Origin of the sequence: Capilliphycus salinus ALCB114379 (assembly GCF_047276495.1) — a bacterium.
Lineage (GTDB): Bacteria > Cyanobacteriota > Cyanobacteriia > Cyanobacteriales > Microcoleaceae > Capilliphycus > Capilliphycus salinus.
Genome location: NZ_CP178543.1, coordinates 698,063 through 712,710, shown reverse-complemented (window position 1 = coordinate 712,710; position 14,648 = coordinate 698,063). Strand labels below are relative to the sequence as shown.

The following is a 14,648-nucleotide window of genomic DNA, read 5'->3' as shown; positions in this document are numbered from 1 at the left end:
AACTCGTTCAGGCTGGAATGATTCAACTAAAAATTAGTACAAGCGATCAAGTTAGCGATCAATATTTATAGCTTATCCTAAGTTTTTAAGGGGTGATATCAATCTCACCATTGACTACTTTTTCGCGAATCTGCCTAAAGCGTTGTTGTTGTTCTTCTGTCAGTAAATCTCGAAAAGGTGCAAAATCATAAATTCCTTCTTTTAAACCAAATTTATACAGCGTTCCTTGCCAACGTCCTTCCTGGACTAAAGCGCTGGCATTGAGCAATAAAGCCGGAAAATCATGTAAAACACTGGTAATCATGCGATCAGGGGCAAATTCGTGCATATCTTTAATCCAGCCAATCATATAAACGTCAGGGGTTTTTTTGAGAACTTTTATCGCTGCAACTCCCGCTTCATCTGCATTAATCGTAAAAATATCAACGCCTTTTTTAACTAAATCTTGAGTGACATTTATAGCTTTTTCCCCATCTGTCCAGGTTTGTAAATATTCGGTATAAACTTCTACATTAGGATTAACGTCTTTCGCACCTTGCCGATAAAGTTTGGCGGCTTCTACGGGCATCTGATAGTCCTGACCTGCCACATAAGCAACTTTATTCGTTTGGGTTTTCATCCCCGCAATCACACCGGATAAATAACCCACTTCTCCCGCTCGAAATGAGAGCGCACCCAAGTTTTTATTGTTGCCCGGATAAGTGGCAATAACAGCAAATTTAGAGCGGGGAAATTCCAGAGAAACTTTTTCAATCGCTTCGAGATATCCACCCCCTGCGGCGATGATAAAATCATAGTTTTGTTCAGCATATTGTCTGAGAAATTCTTCCCCTTCATTGCCATTCACATATTCAGAATAGGCAACTTGAGCGTTATATTTTTCTTCGATTTTTAGCAGTCCTTCATAACATCCTTGATTCCAATTTCCATCGGCTTTAGAACCCGATAATAAAATGGCAACTTTAAAAGCGGAAGAATGATTAACTTCGCTTGGGTAACCAGAATCAATCCCTGTATTTAAACAGCTTACTAACGTAAAGGTGAGTACAGCTAGAATCAAATAGCGTAATATTTTAAAAGGTTTCAACATTTTAGTGAGAGGGGTTGAGAGGGATTAAATGGCAAATGCAAGTCCTGGTTACTCTATGAATAACCTCCGACTGATTTTTGATTTTCACGCTCAGTCTAGCTTACACCCCAATTATTCATGTTACGCTTGTCAGTCTCTAGGAAATATTATAAAATAAAGTTAGTATGTTTTGCAAAGATTTATATTCAAATCAATTTTGCAGTGTAGCGATCGCTATATTAATCCTTCAGCCAGTCACTTGACAGACAATAAACCGATAAAACTCTCGGACAACTGGAGACTGTTCAGCTTCCATCTGTTCATCAGTTGCCCTGAAAATACCACTACCTTAAACCTTTTTCGGTCTAACTAAGTCTCAATTTAACCTAACACATGGTCTGCCAATTTTAATGTCTCTATTCATTCTCTCGTCCTTCCACAACTCCGACTAAGGACTGAAGATCGAAGTTGCGATCGTATCCACTTAAACAAATTCCCGCCCCCAGTACAGTTAAATCCGATTTAGAAATAGCGCTGCTATGAAATTCGCCCTCAGAAGTTGTCCATTCAACCGTCCAATAGTCGCCCCGATCTTCAAACGTTTGCAGTTCACCTCCTCCCTGTTTTAAAGCTTTTTTTAACCGTCGTTCATCCCGATATTGTTGAGAAAATTCATCAGTTTGTTGAATTACCAAATCATAAACGGTTCGCATTTCTGGAGTCAGTCCAGCAAACCGTAAAGCTTGGGGTTCAACGAGTTCTTTTAAAGCCTTTTGTAGATTTTCAACAGTGATCAAATCATCCCGGCGATCCAGTTCTTCAAACCAAAAATTACTCCCATCCCAACGGACAGTAATTTGTTGAAAAGAAACCCCTTCTGTAACCAAATGAACAACGACAGGTTTAACCCTTCCGAAACGTTGTTTAAAATCCCCTTCATTAATTGGATAAGCCAACCAAGTTTTCAATCGAAGTTTATAAGCCAGACGCAAACGACAAGATTTAAACTGCTGCAAATATTCAGCAATTTCGGGTAATATTGCTTCTTCTAAGACTTCAGCCGTTTTTTGATTAATGGGTTTAAAAATTCCCCATCCTTCAAAATTATTCGGTTGAGGAGCAAAGGTATAAACTAAGCCTAAAATTTGGGTTTTTACCTTTCCACCCCGAACACAAGGCGCGATAAACTGAGTTGAACTTAACTGATTTTCAGACTCAGACAGTTGATTAATGAGTTTGTAGATATCCGTCATAATTTTAACCTAAACCTTGACAACTAAATCGCTTCAAATTGATAAATATTCCAATCACAAATCGGTTGATATCCAATGTTTTTATAAATATGATTGGAGGTGGGATTGGCTAAATCTGTATAAAGATAACAAGCCCGACCGCCCCGATCCAGTAATAGCTGGCTGAGACTGCTAACACAAGCGCTTGCATAACCTTTTTTTCGATACTCTGGAGGCGTATAAACAGGCCCGATTCGGCTTGAATTTTGGGTAGCTTTACTGGCTGAAGCCAGAGAAACGGGAACTTCATTTTCCCAAAGATAAATATGATTTTGATATAAATTATAATCAACGGTTTCTTCTATATTTGTGGGTTCGGAGGGTGCAGCTTCTTGCATAAATTCTACATACCAATTTAAAATAAAATCCCGATCGCTTTCTGTGGCTTGACGCAAAAAACCGCTCACTTTTGGGGTGGGTTCAACCTGTTTGAGTTGATGAATTCTCAGGTGCATTTCGATGCGATAAGGCTGATGAGTTAAGCTGTGCCATTTTTGAGTAAAAATTTCCGTTTCAGTCGTTAAACCGCTAACTCCCGGTAATGAGATTTTCTCTTGATATAAATCTTGAGCGATCATTTCAATGGCGGCAAAATTTTCGACTTTGGAAAGCAGAAAATTATAAGGAGGAGTTCTCATCGCAATGGCGACAATTTTATCATCTTCCTCTACCGTTGCTAGATAGGGTTCGCTGCCGTATCTTTGAGGGGAATGGATTAAGGTTTGACTAATTCCGAGCAACAGATTATGTTCGGCTTCATACCGCAGTAAATAATCTTTGGCTTGTTGATAAAATAACTGAGGATCGTTAAAATGATGAATTTTCATAGTTAAAATTTAACTCCCAATTTAAGACTTAATTCTGTAACTTTTTAAATCCAAAAATATAAGGGCTTAATCTGGCAATATTGCGAGTATCATCAATTCCTCGGTGATGGGTTCCTTCTAAGGGAATATTTGCTAATTTTAAAGCCTTTGCCATTCCATAACGTCCTTTTAAGCCTTGACTTTTTGAAAACATATTTTTAAGATTAATATGGGAATAACCCAGAGGAAAAGGCAAGCGATGAAATTCGCTATCTTGTTGAAATTGTCTGCGGTCGTAGTCTCCCCAAGACCCCCAAATTAAATCATAATCTGAATAGGGAGATAACCAAGTTTTTAGATTGTTAATTGCGTCAGGATAGAGAGGAGCTTGATCGACTTGAGCTTGAGTAATAGAGGTTAATTGCTGGCAAAATTCGGTTAAAATGGGATGGCGAACGGGTTTAACGAAAGTCTGAAATTCGCTAACCGAAGTCAGGTTTTTAGTCTCAACCATCACCGCCCCTATTTCGATAATTTCCATCTCGGAACGATCAATAGTCTGGCGATCGCAACAGGTGGCTTCCAAATCAATCACCAAGCAAAAATCATACTGTTTAATATTCATTTTTATCGGTCTAAATTTAGGCGAGTTAAGTATTTTGCGGGTACCTGTTCGACCAACCAAACGCCATTATCAGAACAATAAAAGCTGAAACCTTCTTGAGACATTTGAGCCGCATTCACTTGAAAAATAACGGGGCGACCTTTTCGCATTCCGACGGCTTTGGCTGTGGCGATATCGGTGGATAAATGAACGTGATGGCGAGACATTTTCAGCAACCCAAATTGTAAAATCGCCTCAACAGTTCCTTCTCCGGTTCCGTGATAGAGAAGATCGGGCGGAATTCTCGGTTTTAACTGTAAATCTACCTCAATACTGTGACCTTGATTGGCTCGAATCCGAGTTTTTGTTTCATCAAAGGAAAATCGTTGCTTATCGTTTTTGATCACAACTTCTTCGAGTTCAGCCCGAGTGAGAGGGAATTGATGCTGTTGACAAGCGGCTAAGAGTTCATCAACATTAACCCAACCTCCCGGTGCTAATTTCAGTCCCAAACGTTCGGGTTGATGTCGTAAATGTTTGCTCAAATATTTGCTAACTTTTACCAAACGTTGGGGATTCATCTTAAGTTATCAATCAAATTGATTTTAGATCAATTTATAAATTTTTCAGGCTTTTTTTGATTCAAGTTTGGTAAAAATTGACAGCTAAAATCTCAACAATCGTCTGTTTAAAATAGCCGAGGTGGAAATCCCTTGAAATCAATCTTATGCGATCAATTAGAACTCATAGCATCCCAGAAGATCGTCAAGGGTGATCGTTTTGAATTCGCGGGAAACCACCTCGTTGAGCGGTTTGATTAATCTTCGGGTTCAAAGACGGTTTGACTCGGATTAATCAAAGACTCTAATTGAGCTTTTGATAACGATTGAATTGGATAAGCAACTGCAACAATCTCAGAAATTTTAATCAACCAAACTGTCCGTTCGTATGGCTCATCTTCCCAACCTTCTTCTTCCGAGGGAATATAGAGATTAACGAGTTCCAAAAACTCCTCATCGAGAGCAGAGGGAATTCCAAAAAATCTGCCACAAGATGAAACGACCTGCACTTCATTCCCCTGTTGGAGAGCGTCCTCTAGTCGTTTATAGAGAAGATTGGGTTTCGGGTTGACCTTCTGTGAGAAATTGCTCACTGTTTAACTTGCCTCAGATCAGCATATGGAACGACTACCTTTATTATAATACATATATAATACATTTTTTAACTAAAGTCAAGATTAATTTCTATTATCTCATAAATTTTTTTAAGTGTTTGATAATTGACCCGAAACTCGAGACGACCCATCGGGCCGTCCGGCGGGAAATCCGATCGAGTCAGTACATGATGATTCAGTCTTCGTCAAGAGCGGGAAATGCTTCTTCTAACATCCATAATTCATTCTTATTTTCGATGAACCAACTTCGAGTTTCTGGAAGTAATTGTTCCCAAACTTCATCCATTGGTAAATGAGGGGAAGCATAACGATATTTCTCTCCTAAAATTTTAAGATTTTCCTCCACTTCAACCGGAATACCAAATTCTCGCCAATCGGCGTTAACAACTCGGCCCGTAATCCCTCCGCTGGGATCGAAAATGATTTGTGCGGCCCGAATCAGATCGGCAAAATGTCTTTGTCTGAGTCCGGTTCGTTCCAGAATCGTTAGAGCTTCTTGATTGCTCATGGTCATTTTTCTGTGTGTTCTGTGGCGTGGTTTCCTCCTTATTTTACAATACAATTTTCCCCGATCCTGCGGCTTTCTTAATACAAATTTTAGAAACCAAAATTTTCTAATTTTTTTAGAAAAGTTGGGGGGATTTCAGGTCAGATCGGCTAGAAGCCGCCCCCACCTTTAAATAGAACTCAATCCCTTAAAACGTGGGATTCATCTCAAACACCCTGACTAAAAATGCAAATTCATCTGCTAATTCCTCAATAATTTTCGCCGTCGGTTTACCCGCACCATGTCCGGCTTTGGTTTCAATCCGAATTAACACCGGATTCTCCCCAACGTGAGCCGCTTGTAAGGCGGCTGCAAACTTAAAACTGTGAGCGGGAACCACGCGATCGTCGTGATCGGCAGTTGTAATTAAAGTCGCCGGATAAGCCGTTTCCGGTTTCAAATTATGCAAGGGAGAATAGGCATAAATCGCCTTAAAATCCTCCGGATCATCCGGCGAACCATATTCAGAACACCAAGCCCAACCGATCGTAAATTTATGAAAACGTAGCATATCCATCACCCCAACTGCGGGTAACGTCGCCCCAAACAAATCGGGGCGTTGAGTCATACAAGCCCCCACCAATAAACCGCCATTACTTCCCCCAGAAATCGCTAATTTTTGCGAACAAGTATATTGATTTTCTATCAACCATTCCGCCGCAGCAATAAAATCATCAAAGACATTTTGCTTCTTGTTTTTTGTTCCCGCTTGGTGCCAATCTTCCCCGTATTCGCCGCCGCCCCGCAGGTTGGGAATCGCATAAACCCCACCCATTTCTAACCAGGCCATACGACTGATAGAAAAGTTCGGCGTTAAGGAGGCATTAAACCCCCCATACCCATACAAAATCGTCGGGTTATTCCCATTCAAAGATAACCCTTTTTTGTGAGTAATAAACATCGGGACAGAAGTCCCATCTTTGCTTTGATAAAAAATCTGTTTGGTTTCGTAATTTTCGGGGTTAAAATCAACTTCCGGCTGGCGGTAGAGGCGGCTTTCTCCCGTTACCATATCATAACGGTAAATCGTCGTTGGCGTGGTAAAACTGGTATAAACATAAAAGGTTTCCTTGTCCTGACGTTTACCGCTAAATCCTCCAGCCGAACCGATTCCCGGTAATTCTACCTCTCGCACAAAAGAACCATCGAGATTTAAGATTTTAATTTGAGTGTGAGCATCCTTTAGATAAAAAGCCACAAACTGATTATTAAGAACATTAATTCCCCGCAAAGTATCTTCGGTTTCGGGAATAATTTCCGTGCGATTTTTGCTGTGAATATCAAGGGCGATCACTTTTCCTTTAGGCGCATTCAAATCAGTCTGCACCCAAAACTGACTTCCTTGATAATCAATAAAACTATATTCGGCTTCAAACTCGGAGATCAGTTCAATAACGGGCGCATCCGGTTGAGTTAAATCTTTGTAAAAAAGCAGATTTTTGGGATCGCTTCCCCGCCAAACCGAAACGATCAAATATTTGCCATCTTCGGTCACATAACCACTAAAACCCCATTCCTTTTGATCGGAACGTTCGTAGATTAAAATATCCTCAGATTGGGGCGTACCCAAACGGTGATAAAATAGTTTTTGATAATAGTTAGCATCTTCGAGTTTGGTGTTTTCGTTGGGTTCGTTGTAACGACTGTAGAAAAAGCCTTTGTGGTCGTGAGTCCAAGAAGCACCCGAAAATTTAACCCACTTTAAATGATCGTCGAGATCTTGTTTTGTATTAATATCACGAACTTTCCATTCTTGCCAGTCCGAACCGGAAGTTGATAAACCATAAGCCATTAAATTTCCATCTTCACTAATCGAAACCCCCGATAACGCCACCGTACCATCTTCGGATAACGTATTGGGATCAAGTAACACTTCCGGCTCACCTTCTAAATCCTGCAAAACATACAAAACACTTTGATTTTGCAAGCCATCATTTTTATAATAAAAATAGCGATTTCCCTGTTTATAAGGAGCGCTATATTTAGCAAAATCCCAAAGTTGAGTTAGGCGTTGTTTCAGCTTTTCACGGGCGGGAATTTGCTGAAGATAACCAAACGAAACCTGATTTTGAGCTTCAATCCAAGCTTTAGTTTCCTCAGAGTTGGGGTCTTCTAACCACCGATAGGGATCGGCAACTTTTACCCCGTGATAATCATCAACTTGATCGCCTTTGCGGGTGTTTGGATAAGTCAAAGAAGGTTGTGAGTCTAGCATAATTTATGTCCTTTCAATAACCGTTTGGGTTGAGTATTATTCAAAAAAAATTAGCGTCTATCTGATTATTTTTCAGCCCCTTCAGGTAGGGCGGGAGGTCGAGTATAGGGCATGGGAATATATTGTACAGTCGGACGGTTTCCTCGCGGCTGAGGATACAAATCCATCAAATGATAAATAGATTTGGGCAATCCGGGTGTAACCGGTAATCCCAATTCTACCGCTTGTTCTACCATAATCGGACAGTCATGGGTAATGCGACCTGTTGTTAAAGCATTAATCACCCCATCAATACGACTGGGATCAATTTTTTGTTCGGGAATACTATCTTCGAGTAACGTTCTCACAAAGTCTTGAACTTGGCGGATTGCTTTGCGAGAAATATCCGCCATAATTAAGGTTTGATCGTCAATTTCACCAATCGGTTTATCTTCAAGAACTTTTAAGATACTCGCGGCCGGAAAATTTCCCAACTGCGGGTCAACCGGACCCAATACCGCATTTTCATCCATAACAATTTCATCGGACGCCAAAGCTAACATCGTCCCTCCGCTCATGGCATAATGAGGCACAAACACCGTAACTTTAGCCTGATGGCGAATTAACGCCCGAGCAATTTGTTCGGTGGCTAACACCAAACCGCCCGGAGTGTGCAGAATTAAATCAATCGGAACATCAGGAGGGGTGAGGCGAATCGCTCTGAGTACCTGTTCCGAGTCCTCAATGCTAATATAACGAGACAGCGGAATTCCGAACAAGCTGATCGACTCTTGGCGATGAATCAACAGGATCACACGACTTTTGCGCTGTTGTTCAAACTGTCGGAGCGCTTTGATCCGGCGCGACTCAATTGAACGTTTTTGAATAACAGGTTGCAAAGAGCTAATCAGCAGAAAAACCCAGAACAGATCGAAAAGACTAAAATTCATAGCAACCCTTTTTTGGCATCTGATCCCCCATTTTGCCATTAATTGAGTCTGAGGCATTATAACATCTGCGATCGGCAACTGTGACAATTGGCTGACCTGCACAGCAGAAGCGATCGCCGGGTCAACCGTTTGTTAGCTTGGGAACCGTAACACCCATAACACCCCCTATGTACCGCTTATCGCTGGATAGAGCGGTGTTTTTTTGTCCAAATTTCCCGCCCGCCCCCCCGCCAACCTAAAAATATTGTGACAATTTTTTAACTAGCACAACCGCCCGACTCAGGCCGGCTTCAACTTTGCTACTCTGGTATGCGTAACACCCATAACACCCCCTATGCACCGCTCTCGCTTCAGGAGCGGTGTTTTTTCTCTAGATTAGCGGCCCTTTTCCCCTCGAACCGATCTGAAACCCTAACATCAGTCAAAATAGCAATAATCCCCTGTCAAAGCCGAAAATCGAGCCGAAACTTTACAGCGATAAACTTTATAACAGATAATTCGGTGAGATCAAGCTGATTTGATAAGCAATCGTCGGACAAAGGAGATCGAAGTCTCAGACTGATAGTTTTCCCACTGTTCCTCCGACTGGTCCGCTTGAATCTGCACTCTCTACTTGAGAAAACATCGAGCCATCTAACACACAAAGGCTGTGTTGCTCTTTATTTTCTAAATAGCTAAAGTCTAGTCAGGAGGAATTTAAAATGTGGGAAGCTCAAATTTATAGAGTGATTATTCAAATTGACAAAATTTGGTGCTATTGGGGTCGCTATCGTCGCTTATTCAGCTATACAGGCTTGTTGTTGAGTCTGTCGGTTTTGACGGTCGCTTGTGACAGCAGCCAAACCGCAGAAAATCAAAGCCAGACCATCGAGAGTAACCCGCCCTCCGAGGGAACTGTCACCATTTTGGGGGCAATGACAGGCCCCCAGCAGCAAAAGCTAGAAGCTGCACTCACCCCGTTTGTCAAACAAACCGGGATTGAAGTCATTTATCAGGGAACAGAAGCCTTTAGCACCCTTCTCCCCGTCCGCGTGGAAGCCGGAAATGCCCCCGATATTGCCCTGTTTCCCCAACCGGGTTTGATGAGGGATTTTGCCGAGAGAGGTCTGCTGGTTCCCGTTGAAACCGTGATCGATCAACAAGATCTCACCCAAGCCTTTTCCGACGACTGGCTGAAGTTAGCAACCGTTGATGGTAAAATCTACGGGATTTGGTATAGAGCCTCTGTTAAAAGTTTAGTTTGGTACAATCCTCAAGCCTTTCAAGCGGCGGGATACACCGTTCCTCAAACTTGGGATCAACTCGTCGCCCTCTCCGAAGAAATTGTCGCCTCTGGCCGGGTTCCCTGGTGTTTGGGTATGGAAAGCGGAGATGCTACCGGATGGGTCGGTACCGACTGGATCGAAGATATTGTTCTGCGAACTTCTGGCCCGGAAGTTTACGACCGGTGGGTTGAACACAAAATTCCCTTTAATTCTCCCCCCATTAAAGACGCTTTTGAAAAGTTTGGTCAAATTGCCCTCAATCCTAAGTATGTTGTCGGCGGTACCGTTGGCATCGTTAGCATTCCCTTCGGGTTGTCTCCTAACGGTTTGTTTACCGATCCGCCTGAATGTTATATGCACCGTCAAGCGAGTTTTATTAGCAGTTTTTTCCCCGAAGGTGTGGTCCTCGGTGAAAATGTTGATATTTTTCCTTTACCCCCCATTAATGAAGAATTTGGCTTACCAATTTTAGTTGGGGGCGATCTGGTGGCGATGTTTAATGATACTCCGGCCGCGAGGAAATTAATGCAGTATTTGGCTTCGGTTCAACCTCACGAAATTTCGGCTGAAATGGGCGGTTATCTTTCTCCCCATCGGGGTGTGAGTTTGGAGATTTATCCCGATACTGTTACTCGCAAGCAAGCTGAGATTTTGTTAAATGCCGATATCATTCGTTTTGATGGCTCCGATATTATGCCGGGAACAGTTGGTACTGGTGCTTTCTGGCTCGGAATTCTTAATTATATTGATGGTCAAGATCTTGATACGGTTTTGATTGATATTAATAAAAGTTGGCCGAAAAAATCGACTGAAAATGAGGCGAACAGATAGAACTTAATTTGATAATTTTTCATCTTGAACAGTCCTCAAGGGATATTTTTGATCAATTTATCCCTGATGACCGAAAAAATGGGATACCAGCCCCGTCCGTGACTGACGGCTTTTCTTGATTTCTAATGTATTCCTTCAAAAGCTCTAAAGGATCACCTCCAACAGATACAGCAAAATAACTAGGACTCCATAAAGCTTCTTTATGGGGTTTTTTGCATCCAGCTTGTCCGTAACGACGACTAGAAACGCCCTTTAAAGTGTTAACAATTTGAGATATAGATAGCTTAGGTGGATATTCAATGATCACATGAACGTGATCGTCTTCGCCATTGAATTCAATTAATTTAAAATTCATCTTTTCAGCGACACGCTTGAACGACTGATGAATAATATCCAAGCCTTCGCTCGTCAAAACTGGTCTTCTGCCGAGGTACCCCGTTGTTTACGACGGGGAGGATGTCAATACAGCGTTTTGTAACTCTATATTCAATCTCAGCGTCCTGTTGCTGGCCAATTGTTGCTGGCCAATCCCAAGCCGATCATTGTCGATCTCAACTTCTCCCAAGCGATAGCTCCTGTTGTCGAGTTGGGTCGATTAGATCAGCTTGGTTTTTTATTAAGCGTTTTTTATTAAGCGCAGGTTTACAAATCAATCAAATTATACTAGAATCTTAAGATAACGTGACATAACTTAATTTTTTTTTAACATGGTAGCTTCAATTGCAGGCACAATCTTCAGCGATACTGATTTTGACGGAGTTCGGGATTCACAAGAAGCCGGATTAAATGGTGTTCAAGTTCAATTGCTTGATTCGAGTGGCAATATCGTAGCAACAGACACTACAGATACCTCTGGGGGTTACGAATTCTCAAATTTAGCCCCGGGTCCCTATGTAGTTCGCCAAGTGGGTCAGTCAAGCTTCGTACAAACTTCGCCGACTTTTGCAACACAGACAACAGCAATTGAGCCTGGTGCTGGCAATTTCCAATCTGGTGTCGATATTGTTAACACTTCCCCGACCGATTTCAACGAGATTGTCAAAACTAGCTACGATGGTCAGGCAGCAATAGAAATTGAAAATAAAGGTACCGGTTTTGAAGTGATCTATGGACCGGGAAACAATAACTTTGTTAATGTCAACGGAGAAGAGTTTGAGCTAATTAACATTCATTTTCATACAGGAAGCGAACACGCTGTAAATAGCGAGCTTTCTGCTCTAGAAATGCACATCGTACATGGCAACGAAACTGGAGGACTGACAGTCCTTGGCGTATTTCTTGAAGAGGACACATCATTATTATTCAACACAGACAACGAAACATTAGCCCCCATTTTCGATACTATAGAATCGGAGCTAGAAGAAACAAACAGTGGACCACTGCCAGAGACCATAGAATTTACCGAATCACTTGAGATTGCCGAGTTGTTACCAGACTATTCGGGATGGTTTTATAATGGTTCGTTGACCACTCCACCGTTTAGCGAAAATGTTAATTGGTTTGTTTTTGAAGAACCTATCAAAGTATCCTCAGAACAAATGGATGTATATGAAGCTTTTTTAGCAAGAGCTGATGTAGAATCTAATAATCGCGATTTACAACCGGTTAATGGAAGGCAATTTAACGAACTTAATCACCAGATAGGGGTAACGGCTGATGAGTCCATTACCGGTCTTGATTTTGGGAATACTCCGGTCAATCAGATTAACGGCACTGTCAACAATGACAATATTTCTGGAACTGGAGGCTTTGATTTGATTTTCGGTGGCCGGGGTGAAGATACACTTGTTGGACTTGACGGTAATGATACTATGCACGGCGGTCGAGGTGATGATCTTCTAAACGGTGGTTTAGGAAGCGATGTTTTAACTGGTGATCAAGGTGATGATATTTTTGTCCTAGCTACTGGACAGGGACCAGATACCATTACTGATTTTAATAGTGGAAATGGCTTAATTGGTGGTTTGTTAGGAAGTTTACCATTATTAGGTGATGGAATTGACTTAATTGGTTTGTCAGGAGGTTTAACATTTAGCGATCTTTCTTTCGCGGGTAACAGTATTCTTGTTGATAGCACTAAAGAAATTTTAGCCACGCTCACAGGAGTAGATACAACTACTCTTACTGAGTCTAATTTTGTTTCTGTTTAGGGACTACTAATCCCCAAACAAAATTTCTTTGATCTACTCTCCCTGATGAAAGCTGGCACGATCAACAATAATAATGTCTCCCGGTTCGAGTTCAGGAATCAGACAATTCTTTAACGCAGGGTACGAGTGACTCTCATACACGGGTCTTCCCTAGTTATAGCAGTTTGCGACTTAATCTTGTACAAGAGCAGCCATGTAACAATTGAATTGGTTTCTATTGCTGTACTTGATAGAGTTGCAAAATGCTGTAACTATTTTTTATAACAAAAATCAGAACCAATCTAAACTTCTCAAAAAGATTGGATAGATGTTAACTCCCAATTTTTAATAAATTGTTACACAATAGAAATCATGTCCGATGTTTAGATCAGATCAACTTAATTGCAGATCCCGTTGAGTCTTCCGAGGAATCGATATTTTGAACGTTTTTTTAACTCTAGACCCCAAACGACGCCGCAGCCTGTTACTTCTGTTTGTTGCAGGCTTGTGTTTTTGGTCAAGCACCAGCAGTCTACTCCCCACCCTACCCCTCTACATTCAAGCGCTCGGCGGCACAAACCGACAAGTGGGTTTGGTCATGGGGGCTTTTGCCATCGGACTCTTACCCTCCCGGTTTGGACTTGGCCCGCTGGCCGACGCCAAAGGTCGCAAACTCGTTTTACTCATTGGGACAACTGTGGTCATGTTTGCCCCTTTGGGCTATTTGTTGGTGACTTCAATTTCCGCAATGGTTTTTATTCGGGCGTTTCACGGGATTAGTATTGCCGCCTTTACCATTGGTTACAGCGCCTTAGTCGCCGATATCGCCCCCGTTGACCGCCGAGGTGAGGTCATTGGTTATATGAGTCTCGTTACCTCCATTGGTATGGCTCTAGGCCCCGCTTTTGGCGGGTTCGTGCAAGCTTCGGCGGGGTACAAGGTTCTGTTTTTATCCAGTGCAACCTTTGGACTTCTCGCCGGACTCGGTATTTCTCAAGTTTGGGAACCGACTCGCCCCAAACCGGTTTTAGATAATATTACCCCGACTCTTACCCCCAAAGTTCGCTTACATCAACTGTTTGACTACTTTAAATTACTGGCAAGTCCCGCTTTGCGAACTCCCGCTTTTGTGATGGCAATTGTTGGTTTGATTTTTGGCAGTTTGGTGACTTTTTTACCCCTTTATATCGCCGCATCAAATTTAGACTTAAATGCCGGCTTTTTCTATTCTACCGCCGCGATCGCCAGTTTTAGCGCTCGTTTATTTGTCGGTCGAGCCTCAGACCGATATGGTCGGGGTATTTTTATTACCATTGCTTTGATGTTCTATCTAGTCTCAATGTTGCTTTTGGGAACGGCCAATAATATCCCCGAAATTCTCCTGGCTGCGGCTTTAGAAGGGGCCGGTGCCGGAATTCTTATTCCTACCGTTATTACCCTGGTAACAGACCGATGTTCGGCTAATGAACGAGGGCAATTTTTCTCCCTCTGTATTGGCGGATTTGATATCGGAATTGCGATCGCAGGTCCGGTTTTTGGTTGGGTCGCCGAACAAGTCGGTTACTCGAATATGTATCTTTTAGATGGGGGGTTAGCACTGTTGGGTTTAATTATATTTATCACTCAGTCTAGCCGCAATCTTTCCGAATCGATTAAATTTGCACTGGGGAAAGCTGAAGATATTTATGTCTTTAAAAACTAATCCTCAATTGATGTTTCTCCCAACCGGAGAGGCTGTGAAATCCGAAATAGAATTGTTCGGTTACACTCACTCAGCCTCACCCTTG

Annotated in this window: 12 protein-coding genes and 1 pseudogene; 3 read left to right on the top strand and 10 right to left on the bottom strand. The window is 42.0% G+C overall.

Going from position 1 to position 14,648, the window contains the following annotated elements:
- Window positions 1–85: 85 nt before the first annotated feature.
- The 9 genes from ACL6C3_RS03030 to ACL6C3_RS02990 form a co-directional block, all read right to left on the bottom strand.
- Complete coding sequence (locus tag ACL6C3_RS03030; RefSeq protein WP_413165220.1) at window positions 86–1,090, bottom strand: BMP family lipoprotein; 1,005 nt, start codon at window positions 1,088–1,090, stop codon at window positions 86–88.
- Window positions 1,091–1,485: 395 nt separating this feature from the next.
- Entirely contained in the window at window positions 1,486–2,322 is an 837-nt protein-coding gene (locus ACL6C3_RS03025) for a hypothetical protein (RefSeq protein ID WP_413165219.1), read from the bottom strand.
- A gap of 23 nt (window positions 2,323–2,345) precedes the next feature.
- A complete protein-coding gene (locus tag ACL6C3_RS03020; protein ID WP_413165218.1) occupies window positions 2,346–3,188 on the bottom strand; it encodes a GNAT family N-acetyltransferase in 843 nt (280 codons plus the stop codon).
- 28 nt (window positions 3,189–3,216) lie between these two features.
- On the bottom strand, window positions 3,217–3,792 hold the full coding sequence (locus ACL6C3_RS03015; RefSeq protein WP_413165217.1) for an exonuclease domain-containing protein: 576 nt from the start codon (window positions 3,790–3,792) through the stop codon (window positions 3,217–3,219).
- Window positions 3,793–3,794: 2 nt separating this feature from the next.
- The gene (locus ACL6C3_RS03010; protein ID WP_413165216.1) at window positions 3,795–4,352 is read right to left on the bottom strand and encodes an RNA 2'-phosphotransferase; all 558 of its coding nucleotides are present in this window, start codon (window positions 4,350–4,352) and stop codon (window positions 3,795–3,797) included.
- A gap of 236 nt (window positions 4,353–4,588) precedes the next feature.
- Entirely contained in the window at window positions 4,589–4,924 is a 336-nt protein-coding gene (locus tag ACL6C3_RS03005; protein ID WP_413165214.1) for a hypothetical protein, read from the bottom strand.
- A gap of 196 nt (window positions 4,925–5,120) precedes the next feature.
- On the bottom strand, window positions 5,121–5,453 hold the full coding sequence (locus ACL6C3_RS03000) for a hypothetical protein (protein WP_413165212.1): 333 nt from the start codon (window positions 5,451–5,453) through the stop codon (window positions 5,121–5,123).
- A gap of 187 nt (window positions 5,454–5,640) precedes the next feature.
- Window positions 5,641–7,707, bottom strand: coding sequence for a prolyl oligopeptidase family serine peptidase (locus tag ACL6C3_RS02995; protein WP_413165211.1), 2,067 nt, complete (start codon window positions 7,705–7,707; stop codon window positions 5,641–5,643).
- A gap of 65 nt (window positions 7,708–7,772) precedes the next feature.
- Window positions 7,773–8,636: an SDH family Clp fold serine proteinase gene (locus tag ACL6C3_RS02990; protein ID WP_413165210.1), complete on the bottom strand. Its 864-nt coding sequence runs from the start codon at window positions 8,634–8,636 to the stop codon at window positions 7,773–7,775.
- Between the two features lie 701 nt (window positions 8,637–9,337).
- Between ACL6C3_RS02990 and ACL6C3_RS02985 the strand changes: the two genes are divergently transcribed.
- The gene (locus ACL6C3_RS02985; protein WP_413165208.1) at window positions 9,338–10,732 is read left to right on the top strand and encodes an ABC transporter substrate-binding protein; all 1,395 of its coding nucleotides are present in this window, start codon (window positions 9,338–9,340) and stop codon (window positions 10,730–10,732) included.
- Between the two features lie 52 nt (window positions 10,733–10,784).
- Here ACL6C3_RS02985 and tnpA read toward each other — a convergent pair.
- A pseudogene (gene tnpA / locus ACL6C3_RS02980) lies at window positions 10,785–11,153 on the bottom strand (IS200/IS605 family transposase); the annotation flags it as partial.
- A 286-nt stretch (window positions 11,154–11,439) separates the two neighbouring features.
- On the opposite strand from tnpA, the gene ACL6C3_RS02975 reads away from it, so the two are divergent.
- Together ACL6C3_RS02975 and ACL6C3_RS02970 are read left to right on the top strand one after the other, a co-directional pair.
- Entirely contained in the window at window positions 11,440–12,882 is a 1,443-nt protein-coding gene (locus ACL6C3_RS02975; protein WP_413165206.1) for a carbonic anhydrase family protein, read from the top strand.
- A 418-nt stretch (window positions 12,883–13,300) separates the two neighbouring features.
- Window positions 13,301–14,563 carry an MFS transporter gene (locus ACL6C3_RS02970; RefSeq protein WP_413165204.1) on the top strand — a complete coding sequence of 421 codons (1,263 nt, stop codon included), beginning with the start codon at window positions 13,301–13,303 and terminating at the stop codon, window positions 14,561–14,563.
- The last annotated feature ends 85 nt before the right edge of the window (window positions 14,564–14,648 follow it).

Coding starts and splice junctions, on each gene's coding strand:
- ACL6C3_RS03030 (WP_413165220.1), bottom strand. CDS start 1,090: ATGTTGAAACCTTTTAAAATATTACGCTATTTGATTCTAGCTGTACTC.
- ACL6C3_RS03025 (WP_413165219.1), bottom strand. CDS start 2,322: ATGACGGATATCTACAAACTCATTAATCAACTGTCTGAGTCTGAAAAT.
- ACL6C3_RS03020 (WP_413165218.1), bottom strand. CDS start 3,188: ATGAAAATTCATCATTTTAACGATCCTCAGTTATTTTATCAACAAGCC.
- ACL6C3_RS03015 (WP_413165217.1), bottom strand. CDS start 3,792: ATGAATATTAAACAGTATGATTTTTGCTTGGTGATTGATTTGGAAGCC.
- ACL6C3_RS03010 (WP_413165216.1), bottom strand. CDS start 4,352: ATGAATCCCCAACGTTTGGTAAAAGTTAGCAAATATTTGAGCAAACAT.
- ACL6C3_RS03000 (WP_413165212.1), bottom strand. CDS start 5,453: ATGAGCAATCAAGAAGCTCTAACGATTCTGGAACGAACCGGACTCAGA.
- ACL6C3_RS02995 (WP_413165211.1), bottom strand. CDS start 7,707: ATGCTAGACTCACAACCTTCTTTGACTTATCCAAACACCCGCAAAGGC.
- ACL6C3_RS02990 (WP_413165210.1), bottom strand. CDS start 8,636: ATGAATTTTAGTCTTTTCGATCTGTTCTGGGTTTTTCTGCTGATTAGC.
- ACL6C3_RS02985 (WP_413165208.1), top strand. CDS start 9,338: ATGTGGGAAGCTCAAATTTATAGAGTGATTATTCAAATTGACAAAATT.
- ACL6C3_RS02975 (WP_413165206.1), top strand. CDS start 11,440: ATGGTAGCTTCAATTGCAGGCACAATCTTCAGCGATACTGATTTTGAC.